We start from the raw sequence: 15,461 nt of genomic DNA, 5'->3' as shown, positions 1-15,461 counted from the left end.
GTCCTTCTGGCATAGGGAGGTCGAGGATATGGAGTACTTATCTAGCTATCTATGACGCTATCAATTCCAGAAATAACGAGATTGCATGGCCGATTTCCGGTATCCCGTCCTTTTGCGAAAAGGGATCCGCCCTATCGGGCCTTGGCGGAGTACATTATCACCAGTCCCGGGTCGAAATTAAAATATGGAGACGATTCTTAGGACATGTGAACGCCATGGACGAAAAGGGCCCTCTACTAATCACTGTCAATTCCACCGACGGCAAGATCGACCAGAAGAAAAAAGTGCTACGATCCAACCTGATCATCGAGTCCCTCATCACCGCCGCCCTCTTTGTGGTCCTGGCGGTCATTGCAGGCCTGCCGATCGAGTATTCGTTGATAATCACCCTAGGTTTCATCGTCGCCACGGTATTCTCCTACTACCTTCTGCACGACGGATTCTGGGCCGATATCTCATCGGTCAAGGTTTATGCCAACGGAGCGGAGAACTTTTCCAGCCCATTGCTGAAACTGAGGGGCATCAACGGGTTCATCGACAAATCCCGGATCGAAAGCATCGAGGTGGAGTACTACGTCTTCACCGGTGAGATAACTACCAAGAACCATGACCAGGTGATGTTCTTCAAGAACAACAAGAACGTCAGCCTGAAGCTAAAGAACGGCAGGAAGAAGCCGTTGGGGCGTCGCTTCTCAAACATCGTCGACGAGATGGTGGAGAGGATGTCGAAGGCCTGGAACGTACCGGTGAACCAGACCGAACGTAAGTTCGGTGGGACCCGGTAGGCATCCCGATCCTGCCTACCAGTCAATTCCTTTATATCTTACCGGGTGCCTTCTTCGACCCGGTGATCTGATTTGAAGTGGCTCTGGCGTTGTAACGTCTGCGGGGATCTCCACTATGGATTGAAGGCGCCGCAGATCTGTCCGACATGCGGGGCGAGCATGGCCTTTGTGAAGATCGACGGAGAAGAGGCCCTGAAGACCATCGGCAACCATGGCGGCAGCTACGCCAAGGTCGAAGAGGTGGTCGCCGCCTGGCGAGAATTTGCCGAGAAGAATCCATTGATCAAGCTGAACCCGAACATGGAGGAGGTGAACACACTGGCCGCAGGAGTGCTCGAGAACATGAAGAACCGGGGGATGAAGTATTGTCCTTGCAGGATGACCACCGGAGATTTCGAAAAGGACCTGGAACTGGTATGCCCATGCAATTTCTACCGCCAGAAGGTGTGGAAAGAGAATGGGGAATGCTGGTGCGGTCTGTACTTTAAGAGGTGAATGGCGTGGCAAATGAAGATAAGAGATTGATATGGTTCTATGGAAAGGAATGCCCACACTGCCGTGCATTGATGCCGATGGTGGAGAAATACCAGCAGGATACGGGCATCAAGATCGAGCATCTCGAGGTCTGGCACAACGAAGAGAACGCCAAGCTGATGCGGTCCCACGCGGACAAGATCTCGGAGGCCTGCGGCGGGGAGCTGGGAGTTCCGGCGTTCTATAACGAGAAGACCGGCAGGGCGATCTGCGGGGCCAAGATCCCGATTGATAAGCTGAAGAAGTGGGCCGAGGAGTGAAGACCGCAAGATGCCTGCCCGCAGATCGCAGAGAAAGGTCCCAGGCGGAAAACTCGTCCGCATGGACGCGGTCTGCGAGCGGGACATTATTTCCAATATCAGGATCTCCGGGGACTTCTTCGTCCATCCGGAAGAGGCCCTGTCCACCATGGAGAGCGAACTGGACGGGCTGAGGCTGACCGGCGACGAAGAGGACCTGGAACAGAGAGTGGGCTCGATCGTCTCGGCCAGCGGCGCGGTCCTGATCGGTTTTGGCGCCAATGACCTGGTCTATCTATTAAGGGAGCTTCGATGTTGAACCAACGATGGAGATTACTGCGGTATGAAACACATCCAGCAAAGATGAACATGGCCATCGACGAGGCGATAGCGGAGATGGTCTCGTTCAATGAGGCCGGTCCGACAATCAGGTTCTACGGATGGGATCCCAGCTCAGTATCCATCGGCTGCTTCCAGAACCTGGAGGACGAGGTCGACGTGAAGCGGTGCGAGGAGCTCGGGATCGACATCGTTCGTCGGCGTACCGGAGGAGGGGCGGTCTATCATGACAAGGAGGGAGAGATCACCTACAGCGTCATCTGCCCCGAGACCATGGTCGACAAGGATATCAACGCCGCCTACCGCCAGATCTGCGGCTATGTCGTCAAGGGCCTGAAGACCGTTGGCATAGACGCGGAGTTCCGGCCGATAAACGATATAACCGTCAACGGCAGGAAGATATCCGGTTCCGCCCAGACCAGGCGGTCCGGGATCTTTACTCAGCATGGGACGGTCCTTTACAGCGTGGACCCGGAGGTCATGTTCTCAGTGCTCAAGGTCGACCGGGAAAAGGTCGCTTCCAAGGGCGCGTCGGACCCAATGGACCTGGTAACGTCGGTCTCGAGGGAATCGAAGGCCACCAAGAACGATATCCTGGCCGCCCTGGCCTCTGCGTTCGCGGAGGGTAAGGACTGGTACCTCGGACCGTTGACCCAGGACGAGCTGTCCCGCGCCGAGGCCATAGCGAACGAGCGCTACGGCAACGACACCTGGACACGGTCGCGCTAGAGCAGCAGCAAAGCCTCGGGATTCTCCAGCCATTTCTTCAGGTCGTTCATGAACTTCGCCGCCCCGGCGCCGTCAAGCGCCCGGTGGTCGAACGTCAGAGACAGCGGGAGCATCTTCCGTGCCTCGATCTTGCCGTCGATGACCATCGGCGTGTCCACGATCTTCCCAGTTCCCAGTATCGCCGCCTCGGGATAGTTGATGATCGGTGTGCCATAGGTCGTGCCGAACGCCCCGTAGTTGGTGATGGTGAAGGTGCCGCCCCTCAGGTCCGCCATGTCGATCTTGCGCGAGTTCGCCAGCTCCGCGAGATTGTGTATCTCCTCGGCCAGGTCGACGATGCCCTTCTGGTCAGCCATCTTGACCACCGGGACGATCAGCCCGTCGTCGATGGCCACCGCGATGCCGATGTTGTAGTACTTCTTGACCAGGATCTCCGTCTCCTCCTCGTTAACCGAGGCATTGAGGGACGGATTGGATTTCAGCGCCATGACCACCGCCTTCACGATGAAGGGCATGAAGGTCACGTTCACTTTCCTTTGCTCCAGAACCTCCTTCTTCACCTTCTCCCGCAGCGCGAAGAGGGCGGTAACGTCCGCCTGGTCCATGGAGGTCACCTGGGCCGCCCTGGTCTGGGACTCGATCATGTGCTTGGCCGTGGTTCTCCGGATGCCCCGCAGGGGGACCCGGTCCACCCAGCCATAGAGGTCGAACTTGGGCGCCGTTCTCATGTGCGGCGTCTCCGCCTTGGCAGGGGGCGTCTCCTTGGCCTTCTTGACATCCTCCTCGGTGACCCTTCCATTGGGACCGGACCCCTTGACCGTCGCGATGTCGACGCCCAGGTCCTTGGCCGCCTTCCGCACCGCCGGGGTCGCCTGCACCGCGACGGACGGTTTCGCCTCTGTCAACTTTCCGGTGGAGGAGACGTTCACCTCTTCCGTCGGAAGCTCGCCGACCACCGAATATGACGGTTTCCTGGCGCCTTCGGCCGGTTCCGGTACGATCGGGGCCTCCGGCGCAACGGCGGCAGCGGGAACGGCCTCCCCCTTGTCTCCGATCACCACCAGTACCTCGCCGACCTTGACCAGGTCGCCTTCCTTATGGTTCATCTTCAGGACGATCCCGGCCACCGGCGATGGCATCTCCACCACCGCCTTGTCCGTCTCCACCTCGGCCAACGCCTGGTCCTTTGCGACCGCGTCGCCCTCTTTCACCAGCCATTTCTTGATCTCGCCCTCGGTCACACCCTCGCCGAGGTCGGGGAACTTGTAGTCAGTCGTCATCTTGAACACCTCAGAACGAGACCGTCCTTTCGATCTCGGCCAATATCCTCTCCGGTGATATGTAGTAATAGTCCTCGCCCTTGGGCAGCGGCACGATGATGTCCGGCCCGGCCACCCTGGCCACCGGCGCCTGCAATGAGAGCAACGCCTTCTCATTGATCCTGGCGACGATCTCCGCTCCGACGCCGCAGGTCTTGGGAGCTTCCTGCACCACGATCGCCCTTCCGGTGCGTTTCACCGACTCCACCACCGTGGCGGAGTCCATCGGCGACAGGGTGCGCATGTCGATGACCTCGCAGGATATTCCCTTCTTGGCCGCCTCGTCGACCGCCTTCTGTATCTGCACCATCATCGCCCCCCATCCGATCAGGGTCAGGTCCTTTCCCTCCTGGACCATCCTGGCCTTTCCGAGCGGGATCACATACTCCCCGTCCGGTACCTCCTCCTTGAGCATGCGGTAGCTTCGCGTAGGTTCCAGGAAGATCACCGGGTCCGGGTCCCTTATCGAGGCGGTCAGCAGACCTTTCGCCTCCAAAGGAGTGGACGGCACGACCACCTTAAGTCCGGGAATATGAACAAAGAGCGCTTCCGTGCTCTCCGAATGGTGCTCCAGGGCCTTCACCCCCGCCCCGTAGGGCATGCGCATCACCATGGGAACGGTCAGACGGCTCCGGGTCCGGTTCCTCATCCGGGAGGCATGGGAGATCAGCTGGTTCATCGCCGGATAGGAGAAGCCCATGAACTGGATCTCTGCCACCGGCCTCAGCCCATTGATCGCCATGCCGATGGACATGCCGATTATCCCGCCCTCCGCGAGCGGCGTGTCTATGACCCTGGCTGGACCGAACCGCTTCTGTAGCCCTTCGGTCACGCGGAACACTCCGCCGTCCACGCCGATATCCTCACCGAGCATCACCATGCTCGGGTCCCGCTCCATCTCCAACGCCAACGCGGAGTTGATGGCCTGCACCATGTTCATGGATGCCATGTCTCACGCCCCCTTCTTGCCCGTTTCAGCCCGTATCCGCTCCATCTGTTCCACCATATCTGGCGACATTTCCGCGTACATGTGGCGGAACACTTCGTCAACTGTCGGTTTCGGATAGTTCTCTGCCTCGGAAACGGCTTTCTCCACCTCGTCCTGCGCTTCCTTCACTGCCGCATTCTCCAGGTCGTCGTTCCAGATGCCTTTGGCCTCGAGATACCGGTTGAATCGGTCCAGCGGGTCCTTCTGCATCCATTCCGCCAGCTCCGACTCCAACCGATACCTGGTGGCATCGTCTGATGTGGTATGGTCTCCCAACCTGTATGTATAGGCCTCGATCAGCGTCGGGCCGAGGCCGCTGCGCGCCCTTTCCACCGCCTCCCTGGCGGCGGCGTACATACCCAGGATATCGTTGCCATCGACCAGGATGCCGGGGAAGCCGTAGGAGACGGCCTTCTGGGCGATGGTGGGACTTCGGGTCTGGAACTTACGCGGGTAGGATATGGCATACTGGTTGTTCTGACAAACGAACACGACCGGGCATTGATACACCCCGGCAAAGTTCGCCGCCTCATGGAAATCGCCTTCCGAACTGCCCCCGTCCCCGAAGAATGCCACCGACACGGTGTCCTCGCCCCGGAGCTTCGCGGCGTAGGAAATGCCGACGGCATGGGTGAGCTGCGACCCTACCGGGACGGAGGAAGGCAGGGCGCGAACGTCATCGGGGTAGTGTGAGCCCATCTCATTCCCCATCCAGTAGAGGAACTGGCTCATCAGGGGTATCTGATGATAAAGGAGACCGCCCATCTCCCGGAACGACCAGACGAACCAGTCATCCTTCCTCATCGCCATGGCCGGTCCGATCACAGCCGCCTCCTGACCCTTGCAAGGAGGGTATGCGCCCAAACGGCCCTGCCTCTGAAGCTTGACCGCCTTCTCGTCGGCCACACGGGTCAATACCATCGTCCTGTACGCCTGGAGCAGGACGGAATCGTCGAGCTTCGGGTCCAACCCCTCGACCACGGTCCCATCGGTCTTCAGTATCTGCAGCATCTTACCCTCGAGCGGGTTGAAATCGTCGATCAACATTTTATGCCCCTCCGATCAATTCTAGGATCCTCTGTGCTTTGTAAGATGTACGGACCAAGGGTCCACACGTGATGAACCGGAACCCCATGGCACGAGCTTGTTCCTCGAGGCTCTTGAACGCAGCCGGTTCCACATATTCCGAAATCGGGAGGTTGCCTCCCTTGGGTTTAAGGTACTGCCCTATCGCGATCGCGTCAACCCCGACGGCACGCAGGTCCGACATTGTGCGCACGGTCTCATCCCGGGTCTCTCCCAGGCCGAGCATCATGGAACTCTTTGTTACCATATCTGGATACAAACCCTTCAGCCAGCCTAACAAATTCAGCGACCCGGCATAGGAGGATCTGGGATCTCTTACCATCCTTTGGAGGCGCTCGACGGTCTCTATGTTGTGACCGATCACATCCGGTACGGAATCGGCTAGCACCCGGAGCGCGTTCTCCTTGCCGGACAGGTCCGGTATAAGGAGCTCGACGCGGCAATCCGATACTTCGCGTATCGCTCGGACCGTCTCTGCGAAGGCCGATGCACCACCATCCTTAAGGTCATCCCGGGTGACACTGGTTATGACCACATACTTCAACCCAAGCTCTTTTATGGCCTCGGCGACCCTTGATGGTTCCGAATCATCGTTTTCTCCTTTGGGGTCGCCATGGTTGACCGCGCAGAACCTGCAATGCCGGGTGCACATGTCTCCTAGGATCATGAAGGTCGCGCTTCTTTCTGACCAGCACTCTCGAATGTTTGGACAGTGGGAAGAATCACAGACAGTGTGCAAGGAATGTTTCCTTGTCACTTCCCTAACCCTATCGAAGTCCCCGCCGACCGCCGCGATCGTCCTCAGCCAATCGGGCTTTGCCAAAGGGAGCGCTGTAAATTCACTCACGGGCATCATATTGTTGCCAGGGGCTTTTACTAATTTTCCTCTCGGGATAGGTTGGTATTGCGTCGACCGTGCTTTGTTTTTCATTACCCCATCTGTTGGCTAGGCCAGCGGGATACATTGCGTTTAAATAGCTTGTATGCTTAATTGGGGGCGCTAGGCTAGACCGGGACGCTCGGCGTGTCCTTTTACACCGAAATCGTCGATAAGCGGGGGTGACAACGAGGGGCGTCGTATCCGGGGAGGCATAGGCCCAACCGTTGATGTTGAGGCTCTGTCCTACGGGGTCGGTGGCAGCTCTGGGGTGCAGCTGGAGGGTTGCGCTCCTTGCTCTGATCACGGAGAACGGGTCAGGCCCTGACGGGAACAGCCTTACCGTGGACTACCTACGCTCGAAGGGGAGCGGGGCTGAGTCAGCGGTCGGATCACCTGTGCCAAACTGAGCGGCCACCCTTGTGGCCTAGCACCTCATTCTTTCTGAAATCAACACTGGGACATTAATTCGTCAAGGAATGACGAATATTGCCTGGCACTGTAATAAATTCCGTTAAGGATAAAGATGGACCTGCTGGCCCGAGAAGCTGGGGCGCCAGTCGGTCATTGTTGAGCTTATGCCGACGGATCGATGAGGCTCATCCATAGAACCGGATCTTTCTAAGGATCGTTTTCTGTCCGGCCACCGCGGGCGACTTTTTCTTTCGGGCCTTTGAAGGGGTGACTATGGGAACCCGGACGGGCGCTGGACGGTCGTCCGCCTTCTTCAATTCAATCGTTATCCTGGATTCGTCCTTAGGATCGAACATCAATGCCTGGACCGGCTGTATGACTATCCTGTTCGGTACGATCTCTTCGTCTTTGAACTCCACCAGAAACGGATCCGTTTTCAGTTGAAGCTTCTCCGGATCTGGATATTCTACGGTCAGTTCCGTCTGTCTCTTTCCGTTGGTGTTCTTGATGGAATAGAGGCCCGGCCTCATGATGTGGACGATGAAGAGGTCGCCTTCTCCCAATTTCCTGCTGTCGAACACCTTCACCGATTCTTTTCCCTTCTCCCGGCGCAGCAGCTCTATCGCGTATCCGCCCGAACCGGACAGAGCCGTGAACACTATGTTCCCTCCGGCCCGAAGTGTGAACCTGTTGCCGCAATCCTTTGTCGCTTTTCCCAAAGAACGATCTAGGCCTGCTAGGTCTATGTCTAACTGCCTGGGAGATTTTTCGCAATCCGAAGCCGCCTCGCCATTCTCGGAAACGGTCAAGTAGAACGTTCCCACCTTGGCCGTCCCGCGGTAGACATCGCCACGGTAGTCCCCGCTCTCGGTGACCTTGTGTATGATCGAGCCCATTGAGGCCAGGGAACCGCTGTCGATCGCATCCTCTCGAAGAATCATCGATCTGTCCAGTATAGATTTCGTGATCAATTTCCCACGTCTCCTTGTATCACCATCTCATGGGAATCAACGCTGACCCCGATGAAGTCTATGGGTATCTTGACCGGTATCAGCGCACCATCCTGATCCATTACCGTTTTTGGGTCCTCTATCTCGAACACTGCCGGAATCTGGAGGGCGATATAGTCATAGAGGTCATTCAGCAACGAGCTGAAGATCCCGATCTGACTTATCATGTCTATCAACCATTCTCCTATGTCATCAGGAATGTCCAGGATGACCCTTATTATGTTGTCGATCCCTCCCAAGATGCCGTCTATCAGGGCGATCGCCCAGCCTGGTGCCCCGAGCGAATTGAGCAGATTGTCGATTCCCCCTTGGACCAGGTTCTTGAACAGGTCTCCGACGGTGTCCGCGATATCGATTATGTCGAGGTCCAGCGGCAGTGTCGGCACCACCACGATCTGCCACCGGTTATACGTACCAGAGCCGACGCCGTAGAATGATCTCACCCTGCCGCTGATCGTGACCTCGGAGGTGATCAGCCCGCTCAGATCGATCGGGATGTTGATGTCCGGATTGCCTGAGAAGAAGCAATAGCTCGGTAGGGTCACGCAATCCCCGCACCCCACGATAGGAACATCGCAGGAAGGGTATGGAGGCAACACGCACACCTGCCCGCCCCCGACGCACCATTCCGGAATGTCGATCCCGATATCGAGCTTCAGTTTATCCCACTTGATATCGAGCTCCTTGATGATGATGGTGCCATCGTCCCTCATCTCCAGGGACCCGCCTTCGAGATGGGCCGCAACATCATAGTTTGCAGAGAAGGGTCCGTAACTGCCGTTGCCAGACTTTTCGAAATGGAACCCTTTGACGATCGCGGTGAATATCTTGCCGAACGCTTCCGCCGAAACGGCGGCGGTGAGGTCGAAGGTCCCGCTCCTGGTCCTGGGGCGAGTTGTTCGGGTAATCGTGCCGCCGCCCGAACCGGAAGATCCACCTCCCCCATTATCGGGCGGTGGCAGGTTTAGCTCAATATTGTCGAGGTTAATGAACGCCTTGAACTGGTTGTCCTCCACGGCCGGATTGTGCGGGACCGCAGTGGATGCGGATAAGGTCAGGCTGCCCAGCCCCTGAGGGAGAGGGATCGCCTGGAAGGCCAATGCAGACAAGGCCTCGGCCGCTTTTGGAAGGATGCCTCTGTTCATGACCAGAAGCGCATAGCATTCGATTGCCTCCTCCATACCTTCCGGCTTTAGTTCAGGAATCTCAATCCCTGAGACGTTCATCGAGATGGATTGAGCCCCCGGCTGGCCTGTTATGCCGAGCGAGCCAGTGGCGAACAGGTCTAGGCAAAAGCAGGTTATGTCCGTTCTTCCATCCTTCCTCCTGTTCTCTTTTATCGGTCGAAGAGGAGTGGGCCAGAGACGTATCCTCGGTTGACAGATCAATCCGGCGCACACCTCGAAGTGAACAGCGAAATGCTGGTCGGAAAGGGGTGGGTTCAGTTCAGGAGGAAGGCTGAAGACATTGCCCGGGAAAAAGTCGATCGCCCCATTCGTTAACTGGACGATATAATCAAGCGTTATCGTCGGAATGGCCGGCGTCATGAGGACAGGCAGCGGGTCCATCTCCGTCATCAGAGGGTTCTGCGCCCGGACCACTGCCGGAACGGCCGGGATCGCTCTGCAGATGGGCTGTGGGTTTGCTGCCGGCAGGATCGACCCGTAATTGAATAGAGACGGCCTTTGCACCATGACATGGTGAAGGACCCTGTTGATGCCAGCATCCTGGACCGCTGCATAGAGGTCTGAGTTCTGGGTGAATACCATGCTTAATCATCTCGGCTTTGGTGTGTCGACAAAGTCTTGACCATATTTTGGCCACCGTTCATGCTGGATAATTTGTGTCGACCTCAATATATTTAGTACATTGTCGTCAAAATAGCGGCCATGCAATAAATAAGCGCAAACAGACCATCATCAATGATGGCCAGTAACAAACTCGCCTATCATTTATCGAAGAGAATTGAGTCCCGTATTATCCCGTGAACGAGTCGTCCGCCCCGAGGTCATTGGATCGTTCATGCACCGATCTTATTTCCCAGACCCTATCTCTTCCCAGCCGACCGTGGATGCTGGCTTGCATCCAGTTATGTTCTCGATGTTCAGGTCGAACAAGGTCGACGTTTCGTTGCCGTCGGTCACCTTGAAAACGTTCGTCCCGTCCACCTTGCCCACCACGGCGCCGGTTATGCCAACGGTGCCGAACTGCTCGAGGACCTGTTCCGAGTGCCTTGGATCGCAGGTGACCACGAACCCGGCTCCCTGATAGGACTTTAGCCATTGGGAGAAATCGACCCCTTTCGGTCGTGGAATCATGTTGATGTCCACCGATGCACCCTTACCGCTCGTCTCCAGCAGCATTCCCAACGTGCCCAGCGACCCAGGGTTGCTGATGTCCTTTCCGGAGCGCAGCAGCTTTTTCTTGGCTATCTTGTTCATGATCAGCATTTGACGGCGGGCAATGATCGAATCCTTCTTCGACGTAGTGTCCCAGGCATAGGTCAGACCCTCGGGATAGAATCCGTCCAGGTCCGTCGCCATGATGATGTCGTCCCCGGCCAGTGCCGTATGGGAATAGATGACCTCGTCGAGTTTGGCCGTCCCGACGATCGCCACGTCGATGGCGTTATAGGTGCAATCCGGATGCGTGTGTCCTCCCACAATCGGCACCCCGAACTTCTTGACCGCCGTCTCCATGCCTCGCATGACGTTCGCACACACCTTCTCGTCCTTGACGGATAGAACATCCAGCATGGCCAAGGGTATCCCGCCCATGGCCGATATATCATTGATATTTACAAGAACGCCATAGTAACCAGCGAAGAAGGGATTGGCTTTCATCAGCGGCGGCATTATGCCATCAGCAGCAAGCAGCATCGCCTCACCGTTATGCTCCATGACCGCCGCATCTTCACCATAGGATGCAAGCACTTTAGACGATGAGACCTTGGGGAAGAAGTTGATAACGCTCGAAATGGCCTTCTTCCTGGTGATGCCTGGGTACCCCCTAAGATCGGATACCAGGTCGCTAAGAGTCATGGTATGGTGTATCGTGGAAGCGATTATAACCTTTATCTCGCGACGGTTGACTGGCATGACAAAAAGGGACACGCCTCCAATAACGTGCTAGGACAGATTGATTCCTATCGAGAAATTGCCGATGCCGCGAGAACAAAACGTTGGATCGCGGTCATAAAGAGGATGATGAAGGATTTAGAAGGTGACGCCGCTCAAACGGCCGTAATATTCCAAAGCGACCGACGCCGAGCCTGGAAAGGAATCTCGAATGGCGCGTGGGAAGGGACTGACACATAGGGCTGAGCCCGTCGGGCAGGTCGTTCGAGATATAGATGAGATTGACGTTTAAGAGTCAGAGTAACATGTTGGAAATTGTCTTAATAAATTGAGTACAGCCTTTCAGCCAATATCAATAAAGATTATTGAAAGATCATTTCTTCCTAAATTTTCTGATTAGTGCAACAATAAATATAATAATTACAATAATAATTATGGGATTCAAATAATAGGTGTCAACAGTCATGCAATCTCCAGCATCTTGATATTTTTCTATTCAGTTTTATAGTCTTCTGTGATGAAGTTCAACGAACAAATCTAACATCGTTCATTCGTCCGCGATAGGCCTCACATTGTTCCCACCTGATCGATATATGGACAACGTAGCCTCAAAACCTGGAGCCTTCCTGACCTAGGTTTCAAACCAATTTGGTCTGCTTGGTCTCCCTCACCAGATACGATATGTCCAGCTGGTTCGCGACGATGGTCTCGAGCAGGGTCTGATAGTCTGCACCTAGATCGCTGGCTTCCGGCACATAGGCCCGGCTGCTGTCAGGGATCTTGAACCCCGATCGGACCAGCACCTTCTTTGCCTCCTGACGCTCCTCCTGGGTCGCCTGTCTTCCCCGAGGTTCGCCGGATATACCTGCCCTGACCAATTCCTCGGCGAAGATGGGGCGCTTGAAAAGCCGCCACATCGCATAGAGGCTCAGTTCCTCAGCCCTGCGACCTTCTGCGAGATCGTGGGATGCCTCATCGATAACATCATAGATGTCCTTTTGACGTCCTTTGACCGGCACATAGATCTTGGCCGGGGGCACGTCCTTCTCCTTGAGCACGTGTTGATCTGTCAAAGCACGCAGATAACCGGTAAGTATCAATCTGTGAAGATCGTAACCGTTCTTCTCCAGTTCCCGTGACAGTGAGCTGATGGATCGACCGTCATCTGTCAGGAGTTCGAGGATTATGAACTTCAAATCACGCTCTGGATGGAACATGTGGTAACAGACCTGGTAACAGACCTGGTAAATAATAAAGCTTTGTTAACGGGGCTTTATTTACCACACCATGTTCAAAAACGGCTTTAAACCCCACAGGTCAATGTCATAGGCCTGTAAAAGCGAAAGCATTTGGGACGCCATTCTCGGGGAGTTGGGTGTGCCCTTCTTAAAGGTGAAACTCATGAAATCAATAGAGAACTCACGCGATCTTAGGGGAACAGAGCCAGGAGTCATCTGGTCGGACGAGAAGGAATCGACTGAGCTATCGCTGTTCGTGCGTACCTCCGATGAGGAGATCAAGAAATGGGACAAACAGCGCATCTTCGATGCCCTCATGCGGGAAACCACCATCAGCGAGGATGCCGCCGCTATCGTTGCGCGCGAAGTCGAGAAGATGATATCGGAGCTCGAGCTCGACGTCATCACCGCACCGCTCATCCGCGAGCTGACGAACGCCAAGCTAGTCGAGTATGGTCTCGCGAAGATCCGCAGGCAGCACACCCGGTTGGGCGTCCCGCTGTACGATGCTCGTCAGATCATCATGAACCCGAACAAGGAGAACGCCAACGTCCCGCATGGGCCGGAGGCCACGAACCTCACCCTCGCCGAGAGGATCAAGAAGGAGTTCGCCCTGCTCGAAGTGTTCACGCAGGACCTGGCCGACGCCCATATGAAAGGCGACATACACCTCCACGACCTGGGCATGATCGACCGGCCGTACTGCAGCGGTCAATCGATCGAGTACGTGAAGAAGTTCGGCCTGAACCTACCCAATGCGATCTCCATCGCCAAGCCGGCACGGCACCCGGAAGTGCTGATCGAGCAGGTCGTCAAGTTCTCCGCTGCGCTGCAAGGCAACTTTGCCGGCGCCATCGGATGGGACGCGTTCAACCTGTTCCTCGCCCCGTATCTCGTCGGCTGCGACGACCGCAGGATGAAGCAGCTGGCCCAGATATTGATCTATGAGTTCGCCCAGCAGGCGGTGGCCCGGGGCGGACAGTCGATATTCTCCGACCTCAACCTGTACTGGGAGTGCCCTGACCATTTCATGGGAGTTCCGGCGATCGGACCGAACGGCACCTTCACCGGCAAGAACTACGAGGAATACCAACCGGAGGCACAGCGCTTCATCAGCGCATTGTTCGATGTGTACCTCGAGGGGGACGCGCTCGGAAGACCGTTCTTCTTCCCCAAACCGAACGTGCACATGACGGACAAGTTCTTCAAGACCGAAGGTCACGAGGAGTTCCTCAACAAGATCTCGAACGTCGCGACCGAGAAGGGCAACACCTACTTCGTCTTCGACCGGGGCAACACCGCCAAGATATCGGAGTGCTGCCGCCTCACGTTCAAATTGGACAAGAGCGACCTGGACGACGCAAAGACACCGTGGAAGATGAGATACTCGGCGATGCAGAACGTGACTATCAACTTGCCGCGTGTCGCCTACGAGGCGCATCAGGATGACGGGAAACTGTTCGACCTGCTCCGGCAGAAGATCGAGCTGGTGGCCCACGCCCACGTGCAGAAACGGGACTTCATAAAGAGCCTGCTGGACATGGGCAAGCACTCGACGCTGGCACTGCTGACCATGAACCTGGATGGTGAGCCGTACTACCGGTTCAACAAGGCGTCGTTCCTGATCGGGATGGTCGGCCTGAACGAACTGGTGCAGTACCACACGGGCCAGCAGATGCATGAATCGAAGGACGCGACCAAGTTCGGGCTCAAGGTCATCTCCTCCATGAAGAAGAACGCCGAGGAGATCGGCGAGAAGTACGGTATCCGCATGCCGCTGGAACAGACCCCGGCCGAATCGACCGCCTACCGCTTCGCCAAGCTGGACATGAAGTACTATCCGCTGCAGGCGCCCACGGTAATCAAGGGCAACAAATCAGCCGGCGAGATATACTACACCAACTCGACCTATCTGAACGTCGGCGCTCCGATCAGCGCCATCGAGAGGACGAAGGCCGAGGGCCTGTTCCATCCCCTGATCGAGGCCGGTTCGCTGACCCATGTGTGGCTCGGGGAGCACAAGCCCCCAGCGGAGTCGATCGCCGCCTTCGTCAAGAAGACGTTCGAGAACACGCAGAACTCGCAGATCGCTTTCAGCCCGGAGTTCACCGCCTGCCTGAACTGCGGCCGGACCACCCGCGGACTGAGGTCGACCTGCCCCTTCTGCGCGTCGCCGGACGTCGAGGGCATCACCCGCGTGACCGGGTTCTTCTCCAAGACCACCAGCTGGAACAAGGGGAAGCTCGGGGAGCTCAAGGACAGGCTGAGGAACAACATCTCCTAAGGCCGCTTCGGGAAGATATTAAACACCTTTCACTTCCCTCTTTTATTTGTAAAGCAGCTATAATTGCCAAGGCCAGTCATGATGTCAAGTCATGAATGATTATCTTGTTGGGAGGATTATTTGACAAGGATTAAATACTCATATTCGGGTCAAAAACTATCTCACAGGGAAGGGATAACAAAATTGACGAGAGTTCAGATCAGCGAGCATGTGTGGGTCAACATCAGCCGGCGCAACCTTTGCGACAACTGCGTGGCCGATGTCTGTTTGAAGAGGACCGAGGACAACATCGAACAGTGTGACCTGTTCAGATCCGCCTACATTGCGTTCAAGAGATGCAGTCAGTGCGGAGAGGTCTACGAGCTGTTCTCCAATTTCAAGTCCTTGGACTACGACATGTGCCCGGTCTGCAATGAGAAGATGAAGACTGTATCGACCGCTCACGTCGAGCAGCCGTGCAGCAGCCACTGCTAGATCGTCAGCTTTATCGTGACATCAAGGGCTGTTGGAAGCGGGTAAAATAAGGCATTCGTGAGATACCT

15 protein-coding genes and 1 other RNA gene are annotated in these 15,461 nt (G+C 56.1%); 8 read left to right on the top strand and 8 right to left on the bottom strand.

The window, feature by feature from the left end; genetic code table 11:
- Positions 1–215 precede the first annotated feature (215 nt).
- The 5 genes from VGK23_03920 (at position 216) to VGK23_03900 (ending at position 2,626) form a co-directional block, all read left to right on the top strand.
- Positions 216–785 (top strand): hypothetical protein, encoded by a 570-nt coding sequence (locus VGK23_03920; protein HEY3419678.1) that lies wholly within the window; start codon positions 216–218, stop codon positions 783–785.
- Between the two features lie 72 nt (positions 786–857).
- Positions 858–1,280, top strand: a complete 423-nt coding sequence (locus VGK23_03915) for a ferredoxin-thioredoxin reductase catalytic domain-containing protein (protein ID HEY3419677.1) — start codon at positions 858–860, stop codon at positions 1,278–1,280.
- Between the two features lie 5 nt (positions 1,281–1,285).
- Positions 1,286–1,579 carry a thioredoxin family protein gene (locus VGK23_03910; protein ID HEY3419676.1) on the top strand — a complete coding sequence of 98 codons (294 nt, stop codon included), beginning with the start codon at positions 1,286–1,288 and terminating at the stop codon, positions 1,577–1,579.
- A gap of 10 nt (positions 1,580–1,589) precedes the next feature.
- Positions 1,590–1,877, top strand: a complete 288-nt coding sequence (locus VGK23_03905; GenBank protein ID HEY3419675.1) for a hypothetical protein — start codon at positions 1,590–1,592, stop codon at positions 1,875–1,877.
- On the top strand, positions 1,871–2,626 hold the full coding sequence (locus tag VGK23_03900) for a biotin/lipoate A/B protein ligase family protein (protein HEY3419674.1): 756 nt from the start codon (positions 1,871–1,873) through the stop codon (positions 2,624–2,626). Before VGK23_03905 ends, VGK23_03900 begins: the two co-directional genes overlap by 7 nt.
- Here VGK23_03900 and VGK23_03895 read toward each other — a convergent pair.
- The 4 genes from VGK23_03895 to lipA are packed head-to-tail and all read right to left on the bottom strand — an operon-like array spanning position 2,623 to position 6,872.
- Positions 2,623–3,906, bottom strand: a complete 1,284-nt coding sequence (locus VGK23_03895; protein HEY3419673.1) for a dihydrolipoamide acetyltransferase family protein — start codon at positions 3,904–3,906, stop codon at positions 2,623–2,625. The genes VGK23_03900 and VGK23_03895 overlap by 4 nt on opposite strands.
- Before the next feature lie 10 nt (positions 3,907–3,916).
- Positions 3,917–4,894, bottom strand: a complete 978-nt coding sequence (locus VGK23_03890; GenBank protein ID HEY3419672.1) for an alpha-ketoacid dehydrogenase subunit beta — start codon at positions 4,892–4,894, stop codon at positions 3,917–3,919.
- Between the two features lie 3 nt (positions 4,895–4,897).
- The gene (gene pdhA / locus VGK23_03885) at positions 4,898–5,980 is read right to left on the bottom strand and encodes a pyruvate dehydrogenase (acetyl-transferring) E1 component subunit alpha (GenBank protein HEY3419671.1); all 1,083 of its coding nucleotides are present in this window, start codon (positions 5,978–5,980) and stop codon (positions 4,898–4,900) included.
- A gap of 1 nt (position 5,981) precedes the next feature.
- Complete coding sequence (gene lipA, locus VGK23_03880) at positions 5,982–6,872, bottom strand: lipoyl synthase (GenBank protein HEY3419670.1); 891 nt, start codon at positions 6,870–6,872, stop codon at positions 5,982–5,984.
- Between the two features lie 145 nt (positions 6,873–7,017).
- On the opposite strand from lipA, the gene ffs reads away from it, so the two are divergent.
- Positions 7,018–7,329, top strand: an RNA gene (gene ffs, locus VGK23_03875) — signal recognition particle sRNA.
- Positions 7,330–7,495: 166 nt separating this feature from the next.
- On the opposite strand, the gene VGK23_03870 is transcribed toward ffs, so the two are convergent.
- The 4 genes from VGK23_03870 to VGK23_03855 all read right to left on the bottom strand — a co-directional run bounded on the left by VGK23_03870 (position 7,496) and on the right by VGK23_03855 (position 12,593).
- Positions 7,496–8,281, bottom strand: coding sequence for a hypothetical protein (locus tag VGK23_03870; protein ID HEY3419669.1), 786 nt, complete (start codon positions 8,279–8,281; stop codon positions 7,496–7,498).
- Positions 8,278–10,089: a hypothetical protein gene (locus VGK23_03865; protein HEY3419668.1), complete on the bottom strand. Its 1,812-nt coding sequence runs from the start codon at positions 10,087–10,089 to the stop codon at positions 8,278–8,280. Before VGK23_03865 ends, VGK23_03870 begins: the two co-directional genes overlap by 4 nt.
- Before the next feature lie 264 nt (positions 10,090–10,353).
- A complete protein-coding gene (locus VGK23_03860) occupies positions 10,354–11,361 on the bottom strand; it encodes a methanogenesis marker 2 protein (GenBank protein ID HEY3419667.1) in 1,008 nt (335 codons plus the stop codon).
- Between the two features lie 674 nt (positions 11,362–12,035).
- A complete protein-coding gene (locus VGK23_03855; protein HEY3419666.1) occupies positions 12,036–12,593 on the bottom strand; it encodes a hypothetical protein in 558 nt (185 codons plus the stop codon).
- 205 nt (positions 12,594–12,798) lie between these two features.
- Here VGK23_03855 and nrdD point away from each other — a divergent pair, with 205 nt between their 5' ends.
- Together nrdD and VGK23_03845 are read left to right on the top strand one after the other, a co-directional pair.
- On the top strand, positions 12,799–14,919 hold the full coding sequence (nrdD, locus tag VGK23_03850; GenBank protein HEY3419665.1) for an anaerobic ribonucleoside-triphosphate reductase: 2,121 nt from the start codon (positions 12,799–12,801) through the stop codon (positions 14,917–14,919).
- Between the two features lie 183 nt (positions 14,920–15,102).
- Complete coding sequence (locus tag VGK23_03845) at positions 15,103–15,393, top strand: hypothetical protein (protein ID HEY3419664.1); 291 nt, start codon at positions 15,103–15,105, stop codon at positions 15,391–15,393.
- Positions 15,394–15,461: the final 68 nt, after the last annotated feature.

The sequence above is a fragment of the Methanomassiliicoccales archaeon genome, from assembly GCA_036504055.1.
Lineage (GTDB): Archaea > Thermoplasmatota > Thermoplasmata > Methanomassiliicoccales > UBA472 > DASXVU01.
The sequence above is the reverse complement of the archived record's forward strand: the minus strand, read 5'-3'. Positions and strand labels throughout refer to the sequence as shown.